Origin of the sequence: Rhodococcus sp. H36-A4, from assembly GCF_027158005.1 — a bacterium.
GTDB lineage: Bacteria > Actinomycetota > Actinomycetes > Mycobacteriales > Mycobacteriaceae > Rhodococcoides.
Genome location: NZ_JAPVLQ010000005.1, coordinates 137906 through 152567, shown reverse-complemented (window position 1 = coordinate 152567; position 14662 = coordinate 137906). Strand labels below are relative to the sequence as shown.

Below are 14662 nucleotides of genomic sequence, written 5' to 3'. Positions count from 1 at the left end.
GCAGGAAGAATGCAGATCCGGACAAGAGTGCTTTTCAGGACTCCCGACGTCGAAAACTGGGTGCCTCACCGAACAAAAAAGGCCCGACACCATAAGGTGACGGGCCTCTTTCGAGGAACTCTATTTACCGAGTTTCCTGCGCTGAACTCGGGTACGACGAAGCAACTTGCGGTGCTTCTTCTTCGACATGCGCTTGCGACGCTTCTTGATCACTGAACCCATGGCGGGTGTTCCTCACGTTCTTGTCTACGTTTTCGCGCACGCGAAGTTGCGTACGCCTACCTGGCATCCTCGAACCCCTGACGGAGTTGTCGATCCCCAAGCTGGCGCTCGGGCGCTGCAGAAGCCAGAGCCCGATGCAACAACAGCGACTGGCACGACGAGTGTAGATCTTACCGGTGCAGACATTCATCTGCGAAACCGGCCCGACTTCACCCGAGAGCGCGAGCGCTACTCAGCCCGCATCGAAGTACGAGGTCTCGAGGTAGTCGTGTACAGCTTTCGCATGCACACGAAACGATCGACCCACCCGTACAGCAGGCAATTCTCCGCCGTGTACCAGTCGGTACACAGTCATTTTGGACACCCTCATCAGTGACGCCACTTCGGCGACTGTGAGGAACTGTGTTCCAGCAAAAGCTGGTTGTCCATCCGGGGACGAACCCTTGGACGGCTTGCTTATAGGCGTCATTGATCCACTTACCTCCGGCACGTCTCGCGCGGCAGGCTTCCCCTCCTGCCGAACAGACACGCACGTGCTACCGATGAGCTTAGCGGGACCAAAGGGGTTACTGCGACGGGTGTAAGCAATCGAATCTCTAAACAGCTGTGATGCCCATCTCAGTAGATCTGCGCTTTGCTGCCCCCAAAGCATCGAAAAATGCTGCTCGGAGGCCATTTGTTTCCAATTCACGCAGTGCTGCAGCCGTCGTTCCGCCGGGAGAAGTTACCGCATAACGAAGGTCCGCTGCGGACTCCTCGGACCGATCGAGCATCGCCGCGGACCCCACCATCGTCTGTACGACGAGAGAAGTTGCTACATCCCGGGCCAATCCGAGGTCGACACCCGCGTCGATCATCGCTTCGGCGACGAGGAAGAAGTACGCGGGCCCGGACCCCGAAACAGCTGTGACGGCGTCGAGCTGAGACTCTTTCACCGTCACCACCTTGCCGACCGAGGACAGAATGGTGCGTACGAGTTCGAGGTGCTCGGCCTTCGCATGTCGACCCGGGGCCAGCACGCTCATGCCTTCGCCCACGAGCATCGGCGTATTCGGCATCACCCGGACGACCGGGAAGCCTGCTGGAAGCTTGGATTCGAACTTCGAAGTCGGCACCCCAGCCACGAGTGAGACGATCAGTTGTTCGCGTTCGCCGTCCAAGTCGATCTTGGCAACCTCGGTGAGCGCGGCATCCACATCGCCGGGCTTGACCGCCAGCACGATTACGTCGGCGTTCTCCGATGCCTCCCCGATCGACGTCGTCAGGATCCCGAACGCCGAGGCCAACTCGCGGGCACGGGCCTCGAACTTCTCCGCTACCACCAGGTCCCGTACGGGGTGTCCGGACTCCAGCAGGCCCGCGATCAGTGCCTCACCTATCCGGCCACCGCCGATTACCGCAATTCTCGTCATGGCCCCAACCCTAGAGGCGGCCTCGACGTGCCTATCGCGGGACCATCGCCAGCTGCCTGCTCTGCACCACCACAGCTCCGGTCGAGTCCAACACCAGGTGATCTTCTTCGAACCACGTAGCGCCGATCACAGTGCTGCTTGCAGCTACCCGCAACCAGCCTGGAGCGGGTCGACGACGAAGGTAGGACGTCAACTGCACGGTCGGAGCCCAGCCGAACAGTCCGCGGTTCATCGTCACGGGCGCGCAGATGTCGCCGGTCATGTGGGCGAACAAGACTGCGGTGTCGGCATCGGCTTCGTCGCCCGGACGGGGCCGGACCCACATCCGAATCTCCGATTCGCCCTGTTTTCCGGTAAGAAAGTGTGCCGACGTCGGGTCGATTCGCATATCGCACCCCTGCGCCAGGTGCACTACCGACGCCATCGGATGTTCCCCGCCGACCGCGTCGGCATCCGCAGGGGGTTCGATCGGCATCGACGCGAGCGCCGAGGAAACTTCGTGTCGCGGCGAATCGGTGTCCGGGCGCCCCAGAGTGACGACGGCCCGCACCGCCACACGGCCGGCCTGTGACATTTCCACGTCGACACTCGATACTTGCTTGCCTCGCTTGCGGACGATCGTCGTCAGATCCACTCGACCGGGGTCGGGCGCATTCAGGTAGCTGACACTGACGGCGAGAGGTTGCGCTTCCGCGTCGTCCAGCTGAGCCTTCGCTGCCGCCGCACAGACGGCGAGCATCGTGCCACCGTGCACCTTGGGACCGATGGTCCAGACGGAGTCGATCACTGCTGCGAAGGATCCCTCGACGTCGGTGCGGGCGAGGGTCGTCAATGCGGTAGCCGAACGGAAGGGGCTGGGTTCGGTCATCGATCGGGCCTTTCGTGGGGGGTGAAGTCTTGGTGGGTGAAGATCGTGTGTGCTGGATGTCGATGCGCGAGTCGGGCGCAGGGCAGGATTCCACCGGCATCATCGCCCAATCGGTAACGGCGTCCCCCACCGTGGGAGTCCGAAAATAAGCCCGGTGTCGCGAGAGCCGAACTACCCGAGATACCGCCGTGCGAATGCCAAGGCCTGCCCGAGCATCGACGCCCGCTCGGGCAGGGTGCGCGCGTTCTGCGTATTGATCTCGATGACGGCCTGCCCGCGAAAACCCCGACGAACCAACTCCGTGCACACCTCGGCGCATGGTTGTTCGCCGTGCCCGGGGATGAGATGCTCGTCGACCGACGCGCCCCTACCGTCGGCCAGATGAAGATGCGCCAGGCCCGCACCCATGCGATCCATCATCTCGAACGCATCGGTCCCGGCAGTCGCCGTATGTGACAGATCCAGTGTGTAGTGCGCGTGCCCGGAATCGGTCGGGTCGTAGGACGGCGCGAACGCGGAGAGTGCAGCACCCGGGCCGCCACGCTTGCGAAGCCTCGCGGCAGATCCTTCCTTGCGCCCGAACAACCGATCAGCCCGCATCGGAAACATGTTCTCCACGGCGACCACTACGTCCGAGCCCATCTCGAGGTCCGCCACCTGATCGGCGAATCCGTCGGCGTACTTACGCTGCCACCGAAACGGCGGATGCACCACGACTGTCGACGCACCCAACTTCTCTGCAGCCTGCACCGAACGTTCGAGTTTTGCGGCAGGGTCGGCGCCCCAGACTCGTTGCGAAATCAGCAGGCAAGGGGCATGGATCGCCTGCACCGGCATCGAATACTTACGAGAGAGCGAAGCAACGGCTTCCACTTCCTGGCTCACCGATTCGGCCCACACCATCAGCTCGATGCCGTCATAGCCGAGCTCTGCCGCATAACGAAACGCCGCTTCGGTGTTCTGCGGATACACCGAAGCTGTCGACAATCCGACCGCTACCAAACCTTTCGGCACAGCCGTCAACTCAGCCCGTACTCAATTGGAAGGCCAGCGGTCCCAGCGTCACGAACACCCCGACCGCAATGGCTATCACCATGCTGAGCAAATCATCCGTTCGACGCAGAATTCGCACCACGGCCACCAACCCGACGATGACGATGACTGCCAACACCAGGGCAACCCACGGCAGCATGTCCCAGAGCTTCTCGAAGCCCTTGAACAACAGTGCGCCCACCACGATTGCGACAACGCCCTGGCCTGCGAGTGCGAGCCATTGCTTGGCAGCGTTCTTCTTGTCTGATCGTTCCTTCGAGACGTCCGCGGCCTCCGTCGCGAGATCATCCTCGGCGACCAACTTGTCTTTCTCATCCTTCTTGTCGACCGTCTCGACCTTCTTGTCGACCGGTCCGACCTTGACGGCATCGGTCACCTCGGTCACAGCGTCGTCGGGCTTCGATGCTGCACGGCGCTCGAACGTTTTCTCGAGCTTCGGCTTCGTATCCGGTGTCGGTGCTGCAATAGGCGACGCCGGACTCTTCTTTTCGGCTTTCGCTGTCTCATTTTCGGCAGCAGCTGTCTTCTTTTCAGCTACCGCTGCCGAATTGAGTGGCGTCCTGGGCCGGACCGGGTCGGAGGTTTGCGGTCGCGACTGGGCGGGCATCGCGGCAGTACTGGGTTGATCGGCCGCACGCGGCCGCGCCTGTGAAGGCTTGTCGACCACATCTGCCTTCGGCACAGCATCTGCTTCGGTGCGTGAGAACCGGCTGCGTTGGACGAAGCCGGACGCGCGGGAACTGCGCTCGACCGGTTTCGCTTCCTGGCTCGCCTTTCCCGCTGTGTCTTGACGCGAAACTGTGTCCTGACGCGAAACTGTGTCCTGACGCGAAACTGTGTCTTGACGCGAAACTGTGTCATGACGGGCGACTGTGTCCTGACGCGAACGGACCGGCACCGGGCGCTGCGTCGCTGCCGACCCATAAGGCCGACGTTCGTTTTCGTCGTGTGCCTGATTCAGCAGGTCGGCTGCCGCTGTCGTCGATCCCGACAACAACTCCGGCTCCTGCTGTCTACGAGTCGATTGCTGAAACTGGGGCTTGGACGACGGCTGAGGCGACGGCGCAGGCGCGGCACGCGCCGGTTCGACGACCGGCGCTTCGGCGGACACAGGCTCGTCGCGCACGACGGGTATTTCCCCGGTCAGCTCGGCGACGGAGATGCCACCCTTGACGCCTCGACGGCGGCGTCCGCCCGAATTGAGGTTCGACTTCTGACCGTTGCGCGCGAGTAACTCGGCAACGGAGATCTGCCCGGTGTCCTCCGGGTCGGCGTTGTTGCTCGTCATGTCGAACTCACTACCGGATCGCCTGTCGTTTCGGTGTCCAGCTTCCGCACAATCAAACCTTCCCTCAGCGCCCTCGGACGGATTTCGATCGTGTCGATCGACAGTGCTCGCATGCTCGCCTCCGCTACCAAAGCTTCTGACACCGACTGTGGTGACCGATCGACACCGACGCGATCCCATCCTGCACGGTGCGCGCCCGGCCTTCGGACCAACGATCGAAACGTCCTCGACGTTCCCACCGTACGGTCCGGCTCGCCAACAGCAGGTAAATTCACCGGCAGTTCCGATTCGGACCCACCCTGTGAAGCGGCGAAGCGTTCGTTCGCGGGAAGTTCGGAGTCGAGGCGGCCACGAACAAACACATCCATCACCGATGGATGTGTGGTGTTGCTTCCGACGTCGAGCACCCCTAATCGCACATGACCACGGTACTGGGTCTACCGTCCTCTCTTGTGACACCAGGTAGTAGGCAGCAGACTTTTGCTGCAGAAGTGGATCTGGATTTCCCTCGCGAATGGGTGGAATTTCCCGATCCCGACAACGCCGAGCACATCATTGCGGCCGATCTGACATGGCTTCTGTCCAATTGGACGTGTGTATTCGGCACTCCGGCCTGCCAGGGCACGGTTGCCGGTCGCCCGGACGACGGTTGTTGCTCACATGGAGCCTTCCTGTCCGACGACGACGACAAGCGCAAGCTCGACGAGTCAGTGAAGCTACTCACGCCGGAAGACTGGCAACTGATGGACAAGGGGCTCGGAAAGAAGGGGTACGTCGAACTCGACGACCTCGACGACGAGCAATCGCTGCGCACACGTCGGTACAAGGGTGCGTGCATTTTCCAGAACCGCCCCGGATTCGCCGGCGGCATCGGCTGCGCGCTGCACTCGATGGCCCTACGCAAAGGCATCGAGCCGCTCGAGGTCAAACCCGACGTGTGCTGGCAACTGCCTATCCGCCGCACGCAGGATTGGATCACCCGGCCCGACGGCACCGAGATCCTCAAGACGACCATCGGCGAATACGACCGTCGCGGATGGGGCGAGGGCGGTCACGACCTTTCCTGGTACTGCTCCGGCTCTCCCGACGCGCACGTCGGAGAGAAGCAGGTTTTCGAGTCGTACAAGCCCGAACTGACCGAGATGCTCGGAAAGCCCGCGTACGACGAGTTGGCGTCGCTGTGCAAACGCCGTCGCGGATTGGGCCTCATAGCGGTCCACCCGGCAACCCGCGAGGCGCAGCGGACCAAATAGTTTCAGGCGAGTGGAAATGCTTCGTGGACAAGCACTTCCACTCCCCTGCGATGTGGTCGCCTACCCCTCGAGCTTGTAGCCCAACCCGCGTACGGTGACGAGACGTTCGGGTTTGGCCGGATCCTGCTCGATCTTCGATCGCAGCCGTTTCACGTGCACATCGAGGGTTTTGGTGTCGCCGACATAGTCCGCACCCCACACCCGATCGATCAACTGACCGCGGGTGAGTACCCGTCCGGAGTTGCGCAGCAAATATTCGAGCAAGTCGAATTCCTTGAGCGGCAACGTGATCTGCTCGGTGTTCACCAGCACGACGTGTCGTTCGACGTCCATGCGGACCGGCCCGGCCTCGAGCACACCGGTGTCGACGATGCCGTCGAGCTCGGCATCGTTGCCCCGACGCAAAACCGCGCGGATACGTGCGATCAACTCTCTGGCGGAGTAAGGCTTGGTGACGTAGTCGTCCGCGCCGAGTTCGAGCCCGACCACCTTGTCGATCTCACTGTCACGCGCCGTCACCATGATGACGGGAACACCTGAGCGCGAACGCAGTTGCTTGCAGACGTCCGTTCCGCTCATGCCGGGAAGCATCAGATCGAGGAGCACGATGTCCGCGCCTGCCCGATCGAATTCTGCGAGCGCCGAAGGGCCGTCTACGGCGACGGTGACCTCGAAACCCTCCTTCCGGAGGATGAAGGCCAAAGGTTCGGCCAACGATTCCTCGTCCTCGACGATAAGCACGTTGGTCACTGTGTCTCTCTTTCTGTCGACGCAGGGTCGTCTTCTTCGAAGTACGCCGGGATCTGCAGGGTGAAGGTGGATCCGGTGCCGAGCTTGCTCCACAACGAAAGACTGCCGTTGTGGTTGGCTGCGACGTGTTTGGCGATCGCCAGACCGAGGCCGGTGCCGCCGGTGGCTCTCGAACGCGCTTTGTCGACGCGGAAGAATCGCTCGAAGACCCGCTCCTGGTCTTCCTTGGCGATGCCGATTCCCCGATCCGTAACCGCGAACGCAACATTCGAGCCACGAAGACCTCGACTCACCGAAACCGGTGAACCATCGGGCGAGTATGCGATCGCGTTCTGAATCAGGTTGGCGAGGGCCGTCACGAGTAGCGCCTGGTCCCCCAGCACTTCGAGGCCGCTCGGGTGGTCCGTGGTGACGCCGATTCCGGCGTTCTCCGACGCGAGCTTCGACCGATCGAGGGCTTCGTTGACGACGGTATCGACATCCACGACGTCGAGGTCGGGGAGCCTCTCGGCCCCCTGCAGGCGCGAGAGTGCGATCAGCTCGCTCACCATGTTGCCCAACCTCTTGGATTCGGCGACGACCTTGCCGCCGAAATGGCGGACCGAGTCGGGGTCGTCCGCGGATTCGAGTAGTGCTTCGGCCAGCAGGCTCATCGCACCGACGGGTGTCTTCAATTCGTGACTGACGTTGGCGACGAAGTCCCGACGCGTTGCTTCCATCCTGGCCTGCTCGGAGTCGTCGTCGGCGAACAGGACAACGAAACGTTGGTCCTCTTTGCTCAGTAGCCGAGCCACACACCGCACCGCCATCCGGTCCCGGCTCGTCGTCGTCCTAGCTTCCTTCGAACTGATGTCGACCTCGACGGGATTCCCGTCACCGAGAACCTTTTGTGCAGCTTCCCATGCGCGACCGTCGATGAGTCGATTGCGCACCAGACCGAGTTCCTCTGCCCTCGGATTCGACAGGACGACGTCGTGGAACCTGTCGACGACGGCGATGCCGCTCTCCGAAGCGAGAATGATCAGGTCCAGCACCTGCGGCATCGTCAATCCCGATGCCGCGCGTTTCCGCGCCGAATGCCGAGTCGCGAGGTACGGGATCAGAACACCGCCGACGAGGTACCCAACGAAGGCCGCTGCGATAGCCAGCAGCACAGCCGATGCAACACTCACACCGGAATCGTACGTTCGATGCGGAGCTCGTATGCGCAGGGCGCAGGCATTCCCCTGGTGGCAACCGGCCTCGCCGACAGTGTTCTTCGACCGTTCATCTGGAGTTCGGGGTATCGGCCACCGAAGAAAGGCGCCGAACCGCCGAAGGCCCTATTTTCCGCCCTGATTGGCGACGGCTGCCGCTCCCGCTGCCGCTGCTTCGGGGTCCAGGTATGTTCCGCCCGGGTTGCTCGGTACCAGCTTGCCCTCGCCGGCTTCGAAGTCGTAGCGCAGCGGGATCCCGGTGGGAATGTTCAATGCCGCGATATCGGCGTCGGAAATCTCGTCGAGATACTTCACCAGCGCCCGCAGCGAGTTGCCGTGCGCCGCGACCAGAACGTTCTTGCCTGCTTTCAGCTCGGCGACGATCGTGTCCTCGAAGTACGGGATGAGCCGGTCGACGACGTCCTTCAGGCATTCGGTCAGCGGCACGGTCGGCAGATCTGCGTAGCGCGGGTCCGCGTCCTGGCTGTATTTGCTGCCTGCTTCGATGGCCGGCGGCGGCGTGTCGTAGCTACGACGCCACAGCATGAACTGCTCGTCGCCGTACTTGTCCTTGGTCTCCGCTTTGTCCAATCCCTGCAGCGCACCGTAGTGACGCTCGTTGAGGCGCCAGTCACGAACGACGGGGATCCAATGCCGGTCCGCCGCGTCGAGCGCGAGGTTCGCCGTGCTGATCGCTCGGCGCAGAAGGGAGGTGTACAGCACATCGGGCAGCAGGTCTGCGTCGACAAGGAGCTCGCCGGCACGCTTGCCTTCGGCCTCTCCCTTGTCCGTCAAGCGGACGTCGACCCACCCGGTGAACTGGTTGGAGAAATTCCATTCGCTCTCGCCGTGGCGAAGCAAAATCAAGGTTCCGATACTCATGGGGTCAGTTTCTCATGAACCGCGCAACAGTCGGCGGACGTGGACCGAACACCGTTTTTGCTAACCTGCGCGCCAAGTTCAGGTCCGAGCACGTGTGTGCGGTTTACAAAAACGGTGTTCGGTCTCCCGAGTGCATCTCATTCGCGCGGTTGCAACCGGGTGTTCGGCAATTCCGGTGCAGGCAATGTGCTTTCCCATTCCGCTGGAAATGCACCGTAGTGCGTTGCGGGAGCATTGTCCCGACGTGCCTGCTCCCACTCCGTGCGGAACTGGACTATCTCCTCGTGGCTGCGGCCGATGAGGTTCCACCACATGATGATTCGTTCGTTCAGCGGTTCGCCGCCGAGGATCAGAACTCGCGCCTCGACATCCGTGGATGCGTGCACGGTAATCGTCTCGACCCCGGGCTCGTGATAGATCAATTGCCCTGGGGTGGCTGCTACGCCGGACACGGTGACAGCACCCGTGTCGACGAGGACGCCATGTTCGAACGTGATATCGACATCGAGACGCGCAGTACTCCCCGCCGGCACGATTATCTCGGCTCCCACCAAGGGACTGAACATCTCGACGGGCGACGTCTGGCCGAACAACGATCCCAGAAAGACCGCTGCACGCACCCCGTCGTGCACGACCGTCGGCGGAACGTAGTGGTGAAACGCCGGATCTGTGAACCGGTGCTCGGCCGGCAATGCGATCCACAACTGCACACCGTGCAGGACGGAAGTGTCCGGTGTCGAAAATTCCGAGTGGGCAATTCCCGTGCCCGCAGTCATCACATTCAATTCACCGGGACGAACCACCGCGTGGGTTCCGTTGGTGTCACGGTGCTCGATTTCACCGTTGAAAAGCCACGACACGGTCTGCAACCCGGTATGCGGGTGACCCGGAACCCGCATGCCAACACCGGCAGCGACGTCGTCGGGCCCGTAGTGGTCGACGAAACACCATGCCCCGATCAATGATCGAGCGCGCTGCGGCAGAGTGCGCCGGACGGTCATTGCGCGAGGACCACCCAACGGGACTTCCCGAGCCTCGAGAACGTGCACCACGCGATCAGGACGCGAATCACACGACAATTCCTGCGGCGAGGCTTCGAGGTTACTCACAACCGACCCTCATCTCGATAGCATCCAGGATGCCGATACGCACGACAGCCCGGCGTCCTGGGGCATAGTGGAATCATGACCAATGGAGACCAAGATAACGACGGCCACGAGCCGACAATAGTCGATGCTCCCGATCACCACCGTTACGAAATCCATGTAGACGGGCAGCGCGCCGGGTTCGCGGCCTACATCGACGCCGACAACCAGCGGATTTTCCATCACACCGAAATAGACGATCAGCATTCTGGACAAGGCCTCGCCGCAAAATTGGTATCGGCTGCATTGAGCCGCACGCAAGCCGACGGAAAGCGCATCGTCCCGGTGTGCTCGTACGTCGCCGCTTACGTCGAGAAGCACCACGACTTCGACGACGCCCTCGACCCGGTGACGTCTGCTGCACTCGAGATCGTGGGGGCGGAGAACGACTGACCGCAGCGTCCAGAGTTTTCATCGACAAGCAACGCCCAACGGCGAAGCCGCGGCGGCCGGCGAACTCCGCTCGCAGGTCGCCGCCGTCGAGGTGAATCGAATCATGTCGGAGCTGGTCAACTTTCGGGTTTCACACTCAACGAGTGCCAGGAGGACAAAGAAAACTTCATCCCCCGGCACCGCTACGGTCGGCCTCTCAGCTCACACGGGAAGGTAGTCGGCACGCAGGACGTCCTTGCGGAGTTTGCCGGACTCCATCCGGGGCAGCTCGTCCAGGAAGTCGAGGACCCGCGGCACCTTGAACCGCGAGAGTCCCTCGCGCGCGAACGCCAAGAGTTCCGCCGCCAGCTCAGGGCCATGAACAATGCCCTCCGCCGGTTGCACGACGGCATGCACATACTCGCCCATGTCGGCGTCGGGCAAGCCGAATACGGCGACGTCGGCGACCGCCGGGTGCATGATCATGTGCCCCTCGATCTCGGCGGGGTAGATGTTGACGCCGCCGGAGATGATCATGAACGCCTTGCGGTCGGTCAGGTACAGGTAGCCGTCGGCGTCGACGCGGCCCATGTCGCCGATCGTCCACCACGTCGGCCGGTCCGGGTGCATCGCGCCTGCGGTCTTCGCGTCGTCGTTGTGATAATTGAAGGGTATGTCGTCCCGCGCGAAGTACACGGTCCCCACCTCCCCCGTGGCCACTTCCGCACCGTCGTCGTCGCAGATGTGGATCACGCCCGTCACCGACCGGCCGACGGTGCCCGGCCGATCCCCCCAGTCCCGCGCCGCGATGAACGTGACGCCGATACCCTCGGTGCCGGTGTAGTACTCGTCGACGATCGGGCCCAGCCAGTCCAGCATCTCCCGCTTGACCTCGACAGGGCACGGCGCGGCCGAGTGCAGTAGACCCTGCAGCGAGGACAGGTCGTGGCGAGTGCGGATCTCCGGGTCGAGCTTGAGCAACCGCACCATCATCGTGGGGACGACCTGGGTGTGGGTGACGCGGTGCCGCTCGATCTGCGCGAGGAACTCCTCGGGATCCCATTTCGGCATCACCACGACGGTGCCGCCGATCTCCTGCACCGCGATCGACCAGTTGAATGCCGCCGCGTGATAGAGCGGCGCGGGCACGAGGTACACCGACTCCTCGTCGATCGTGGTGATCTTGCGGGCCAGGCCGGAGCTCCGGGGTGCGGCCGGATCATCGACCCGCAGGCCGGTCAGCGCGCGCTTGACGCCCTTGGGCCGGCCCGTCGTGCCGGAGGAGTAGAGCATCAGCTGACCGCGGGGCTCGTCGTCGAGAGGCTCCGCCGACTGCCGCGCAAGCAGGTCCTCGTAGGATTCGACGCCATCGATCACGCCGTCGAACATCATGCGGTGCACGGCGGGGTCGAGCAGCGGCAGCAGCCCGGTGGTGGTCTCCTGCAGGCCGTGCGAGCAGATCAGCACCTTCGCACCAGAGTCCGCGATGATGTACGCGGCCTCTTCTGGGGTGCTGTGCCGGTTGATCGCAGTAATGTAGAGACCGGAACGCACTGCAGCCCAATAGCTCTCGAAGAACCGGACGTGGTTCTCGGCGAGGATCGCGATGCCGTCGCCCACCTGCAGACCCCGCCCCTGCAGTTCACGCGCCAGCCGGATCGAGCGCTCGTCGAGCTCGGCGTAGGTGACGCCGGGGCCATCGCTCATCCGGACGGCGACGCGGTCGGGATGGGTGCGGGCGTGCAGTGCGGGGTACATCGGGGTCCTCCAGTGTTGGTCGATTGGTTTCATCGGCACGAAGCCGGGACTGTTTCGTCTCTACAAAACTGATGATCGTCCGGGCTCGGTCGGTTGCCGCAGCATCGCGTCGCTCTCCCCGGAAGACATGATCAGTCGGTGGTCCACGCCTTGTCCAACAGCAAGATGCCGTCCGAGCTCAATTGCACTCCGCGCACGTTGTCCGCGAACGGCATGAACAACCGATAGGGCCCGGTCACCGCCATCGGCGCGGTTTCGTTCACCAGCGCCTGGATGTCCGCCAGGGTCTGGCGCTGGTCGCCATCGTCGCGAGCCGTCTGAAGCCGGCCCAGCAGCTCGTCCATGTCGGGGTTGGCGTAACCGAGCACGTTGGACGCGGACGAGCTGTGGAGGTTGCCGTACATCCGAATGAACGGCGCCTCGTCGAGCACGTTGAAGCCGGCGTAGGAGACGTCGTAGTCGTGCTGCGCATACAGCATCTTGACCAGGTCGTTGATCGAGCTGGCGTAGTTGATCTGGACCTCGAAGCCCACGTCCTGGAGCATCGCCTGAACCGCAACGGCGCTCCGCTGGGTCTCGGGGTCGTTGATGCCCACGTAGGTGATCTTGCCGTCGTAGCCATCGGCCTTGGCCTCGGCGAGCAAGCTGCGGGCCGTGTCCGGGTCATAGCCGGCGCCCGAGACGTCGGAGTGCCACCGCGACTGCGACGCGAACATGTCGCTGCTCGCCACTCCACTGTCGCTCTGCACGCGCTGGTTGAACAGTTCGGGGTCGTACGCGGCGACCAACGCCCGGCGGACCCGCTCGTCCGCACCCGGGCGACCCTCGCGGTTGTTGATTATCACCGTGCCGCCCATGTTGGCTGTGTACACCGCGCCGGGCAGACCCGCCTCTTCTGCCTTGTGCACGTTCTCGGGGTTTCGCAGATAACTGATCTGCACGTTGCCGGACTGCACCGACTCCAGCCGGGTGGTCTCGTTGACGATCGCGGGGAAGCGCACGGAATCCAGGTACGGCTTGCCGCCCCAGTAGTCCGCCCGCGCCGTTAGTACCAACTCCTCCTGCGAGGCGAACCGCTCCAGCGTGAACGGGCCCGCCCCGATGGGAGCGAACTCGCCGCCTGCCATCGACGACGGCGCGACGACCATGCCCGGCCCGCTGGTCAGCAGCGCCGGGAACTCCCGCCACGGACGCTGGAGAGTGAACGTGACCGTCGAGTCGTCGGTCGCCTGCATCTTCTCGACCGAGGCGGCCCACACCTGCGTGTGGGTGCCCTTCTTCCCCAGGTAGCGCTCGATACTCCAGGTCACTGCCGCCGCGTCGACGGGCGTGCCGTCGCTGAAGGTGGCGCCGTCGCGTAGCTGCACGGTCCAGACGGTGTTGTCATCGTTCGCGGCGATCGACTCCGCGAGCTGGGGGACGTACTCGCCGGAATCCTGGTCATAGCGCAGCAGCAGGTCGTAGAGCGCGGCCATTTCGGTGCCGCCAGTGGAGCCGCCGTCCTGGCGGGCGGCCGGGTCCAAGCTGCTCACTGCGGAGTAGCCAGCGTAAGAAATGGTCCCGCCCGGCCTCGGATCACCATCGGACTGCACCCCGACGAGCCCGTTGGCCACGCCGTCCGAACTCGCCGATGAGGCGGATTCGCCGCTCGAGCAACCCACGAGGAGTAGTCCCACAGCGGTGAACGCGGCCAACACGCGGCCGGTTCCCGATAGTGCACGCAAGGCCATATCGCTCTCTTTCCTTTTTTCGGGGTATGCCAGACTTCGACGCCGGCACCAGCACCAGCTCAGGCGACGTTTGACAGCTTAAGGTTACGACCTTAACCTACATCTTGTGACCCCAATCACGCCACGGATCGCAATGATCGATGCCGCCGAGCAGATCATCGCCGAACGAGGGCTGCCCGCACTCACGCTCAAAGACGTCCAGCTGGCGGCGAACCAGTCCAACAAGTCTGCGGCCAAGTACCACTTCGGGTCCCGCGAAGGACTCATCGAGGCCCTCGTCGCGGCGCGTATGGGTCCCGTCAACGCCCGCAGAACAGAACTGCTCGAGAAGATCGAGAGGTCTGGCGATCCGACACCCGTCCGACAGGCAGTAGAGGCCCTCGTACATCCTCTCGCCGCCGAGACCCTCGGCAGGCCCGGCAGCCGCTACGCGCGCTTTCTCGTGCAGGCGGTGATCGACCCCGCACTCGCCGAGGTGACCCAGAAACACCTGCAGGCGGACAGCTACCGTCGCGTCCACCAGCTAATGGTCGCGCTCTGCCCCGCGCCAGGAGAGGTCGCGACCTGGCGCACCAACAACGCCGTCATGTTCAGCATGACGGCCCTCGCCACGAGGGAAGGGTCGGAACGGACCGCCGCCGAGACCACTGCGATCGTCTCCAATCTCGTCGACACTCTCACCGCCATGATCGAAGCCCCGGTCTCTACCCCCACTCCGTATTTCTAGCCGCCC

At 63.2% G+C, this 14662-nt stretch carries 15 protein-coding genes; 3 read left to right on the top strand and 12 right to left on the bottom strand.

Annotation, left to right across the window (positions count from 1 at the left end; genetic code table 11):
* Nucleotides 1-120: 120 nt before the first annotated feature.
* From O1W68_RS15045 to O1W68_RS15020, 6 genes are all read right to left on the bottom strand, one after another.
* Nucleotides 121-222, bottom strand: coding sequence for a 30S ribosomal protein bS22 (locus tag O1W68_RS15045; protein ID WP_003402602.1), 102 nt, complete (start codon nucleotides 220-222; stop codon nucleotides 121-123).
* A gap of 232 nt (nucleotides 223-454) precedes the next feature.
* Entirely contained in the window at nucleotides 455-691 is a 237-nt protein-coding gene (locus tag O1W68_RS15040) for a helix-turn-helix domain-containing protein (RefSeq protein WP_269304815.1), read from the bottom strand.
* A gap of 127 nt (nucleotides 692-818) precedes the next feature.
* Entirely contained in the window at nucleotides 819-1634 is an 816-nt protein-coding gene (proC, locus tag O1W68_RS15035) for a pyrroline-5-carboxylate reductase (RefSeq protein WP_269304814.1), read from the bottom strand.
* 31 nt (nucleotides 1635-1665) lie between these two features.
* Complete coding sequence (locus O1W68_RS15030; RefSeq protein WP_269304812.1) at nucleotides 1666-2502, bottom strand: thioesterase family protein; 837 nt, start codon at nucleotides 2500-2502, stop codon at nucleotides 1666-1668.
* 171 nt (nucleotides 2503-2673) lie between these two features.
* Entirely contained in the window at nucleotides 2674-3516 is an 843-nt protein-coding gene (locus O1W68_RS15025) for a sugar phosphate isomerase/epimerase family protein (protein WP_269304810.1), read from the bottom strand.
* 10 nt (nucleotides 3517-3526) lie between these two features.
* Nucleotides 3527-4843, bottom strand: a complete 1317-nt coding sequence (locus O1W68_RS15020) for a hypothetical protein (protein ID WP_269304808.1) — start codon at nucleotides 4841-4843, stop codon at nucleotides 3527-3529.
* 419 nt (nucleotides 4844-5262) lie between these two features.
* On the opposite strand from O1W68_RS15020, the gene O1W68_RS15010 reads away from it, so the two are divergent.
* Nucleotides 5263-6096 carry a hypothetical protein gene (locus tag O1W68_RS15010; RefSeq protein ID WP_269304807.1) on the top strand — a complete coding sequence of 278 codons (834 nt, stop codon included), beginning with the start codon at nucleotides 5263-5265 and terminating at the stop codon, nucleotides 6094-6096.
* A gap of 60 nt (nucleotides 6097-6156) precedes the next feature.
* On the opposite strand, the gene O1W68_RS15005 is transcribed toward O1W68_RS15010, so the two are convergent.
* From O1W68_RS15005 to O1W68_RS14990, 4 genes are all read right to left on the bottom strand, one after another.
* Nucleotides 6157-6846 carry a response regulator transcription factor gene (locus O1W68_RS15005; protein WP_084346208.1) on the bottom strand — a complete coding sequence of 230 codons (690 nt, stop codon included), beginning with the start codon at nucleotides 6844-6846 and terminating at the stop codon, nucleotides 6157-6159.
* Nucleotides 6843-8018: a sensor histidine kinase gene (locus O1W68_RS15000; protein WP_269304804.1), complete on the bottom strand. Its 1176-nt coding sequence runs from the start codon at nucleotides 8016-8018 to the stop codon at nucleotides 6843-6845. The genes O1W68_RS15005 and O1W68_RS15000 overlap by 4 nt, the downstream gene beginning before the upstream one ends.
* Nucleotides 8019-8168: 150 nt before the next feature.
* The gene (locus tag O1W68_RS14995; protein ID WP_269304803.1) at nucleotides 8169-8924 is read right to left on the bottom strand and encodes a phosphoglyceromutase; all 756 of its coding nucleotides are present in this window, start codon (nucleotides 8922-8924) and stop codon (nucleotides 8169-8171) included.
* Between the two features lie 137 nt (nucleotides 8925-9061).
* Nucleotides 9062-10033, bottom strand: a complete 972-nt coding sequence (locus O1W68_RS14990; RefSeq protein WP_269304801.1) for a pirin family protein — start codon at nucleotides 10031-10033, stop codon at nucleotides 9062-9064.
* Nucleotides 10034-10108: 75 nt separating this feature from the next.
* Here O1W68_RS14990 and O1W68_RS14985 point away from each other — a divergent pair, with 75 nt between their 5' ends.
* On the top strand, nucleotides 10109-10462 hold the full coding sequence (locus tag O1W68_RS14985) for a GNAT family N-acetyltransferase (RefSeq protein ID WP_269304800.1): 354 nt from the start codon (nucleotides 10109-10111) through the stop codon (nucleotides 10460-10462).
* A 201-nt stretch (nucleotides 10463-10663) separates the two neighbouring features.
* Here O1W68_RS14985 and O1W68_RS14980 read toward each other — a convergent pair whose 3' ends face one another.
* Entirely contained in the window at nucleotides 10664-12199 is a 1536-nt protein-coding gene (locus O1W68_RS14980; protein ID WP_269304799.1) for an acyl-CoA synthetase, read from the bottom strand.
* 131 nt (nucleotides 12200-12330) lie between these two features.
* On the bottom strand, nucleotides 12331-13731 hold the full coding sequence (locus tag O1W68_RS14975) for an ABC transporter substrate-binding protein (protein ID WP_269304797.1): 1401 nt from the start codon (nucleotides 13729-13731) through the stop codon (nucleotides 12331-12333).
* Between the two features lie 304 nt (nucleotides 13732-14035).
* Here O1W68_RS14975 and O1W68_RS14970 point away from each other — a divergent pair, with 304 nt between their 5' ends.
* Nucleotides 14036-14656 (top strand): TetR/AcrR family transcriptional regulator, encoded by a 621-nt coding sequence (locus O1W68_RS14970; protein ID WP_269304795.1) that lies wholly within the window; start codon nucleotides 14036-14038, stop codon nucleotides 14654-14656.
* Nucleotides 14657-14662 lie beyond the last annotated feature (6 nt).

What these genes read in the sequence shown, in the direction of transcription:
- O1W68_RS15045 (WP_003402602.1), bottom strand. Translation starts at nt 222, where the DNA reads ATGGGTTCAGTGATCAAGAAGCGTCGCAAGCGCATGTCGAAGAAGAAG.
- O1W68_RS15040 (WP_269304815.1), bottom strand. Translation starts at nt 691, where the DNA reads ATGACGCCTATAAGCAAGCCGTCCAAGGGTTCGTCCCCGGATGGACAA.
- proC (WP_269304814.1), bottom strand. Translation starts at nt 1,634, where the DNA reads ATGACGAGAATTGCGGTAATCGGCGGTGGCCGGATAGGTGAGGCACTG.
- O1W68_RS15030 (WP_269304812.1), bottom strand. Translation starts at nt 2,502, where the DNA reads ATGACCGAACCCAGCCCCTTCCGTTCGGCTACCGCATTGACGACCCTC.
- O1W68_RS15020 (WP_269304808.1), bottom strand. Translation starts at nt 4,843, where the DNA reads ATGACGAGCAACAACGCCGACCCGGAGGACACCGGGCAGATCTCCGTT.
- O1W68_RS15010 (WP_269304807.1), top strand. Translation starts at nt 5,263, where the DNA reads ATGACCACGGTACTGGGTCTACCGTCCTCTCTTGTGACACCAGGTAGT.
- O1W68_RS14995 (WP_269304803.1), bottom strand. Translation starts at nt 8,924, where the DNA reads ATGAGTATCGGAACCTTGATTTTGCTTCGCCACGGCGAGAGCGAATGG.
- O1W68_RS14985 (WP_269304800.1), top strand. Translation starts at nt 10,109, where the DNA reads ATGACCAATGGAGACCAAGATAACGACGGCCACGAGCCGACAATAGTC.
- O1W68_RS14980 (WP_269304799.1), bottom strand. Translation starts at nt 12,199, where the DNA reads ATGTACCCCGCACTGCACGCCCGCACCCATCCCGACCGCGTCGCCGTC.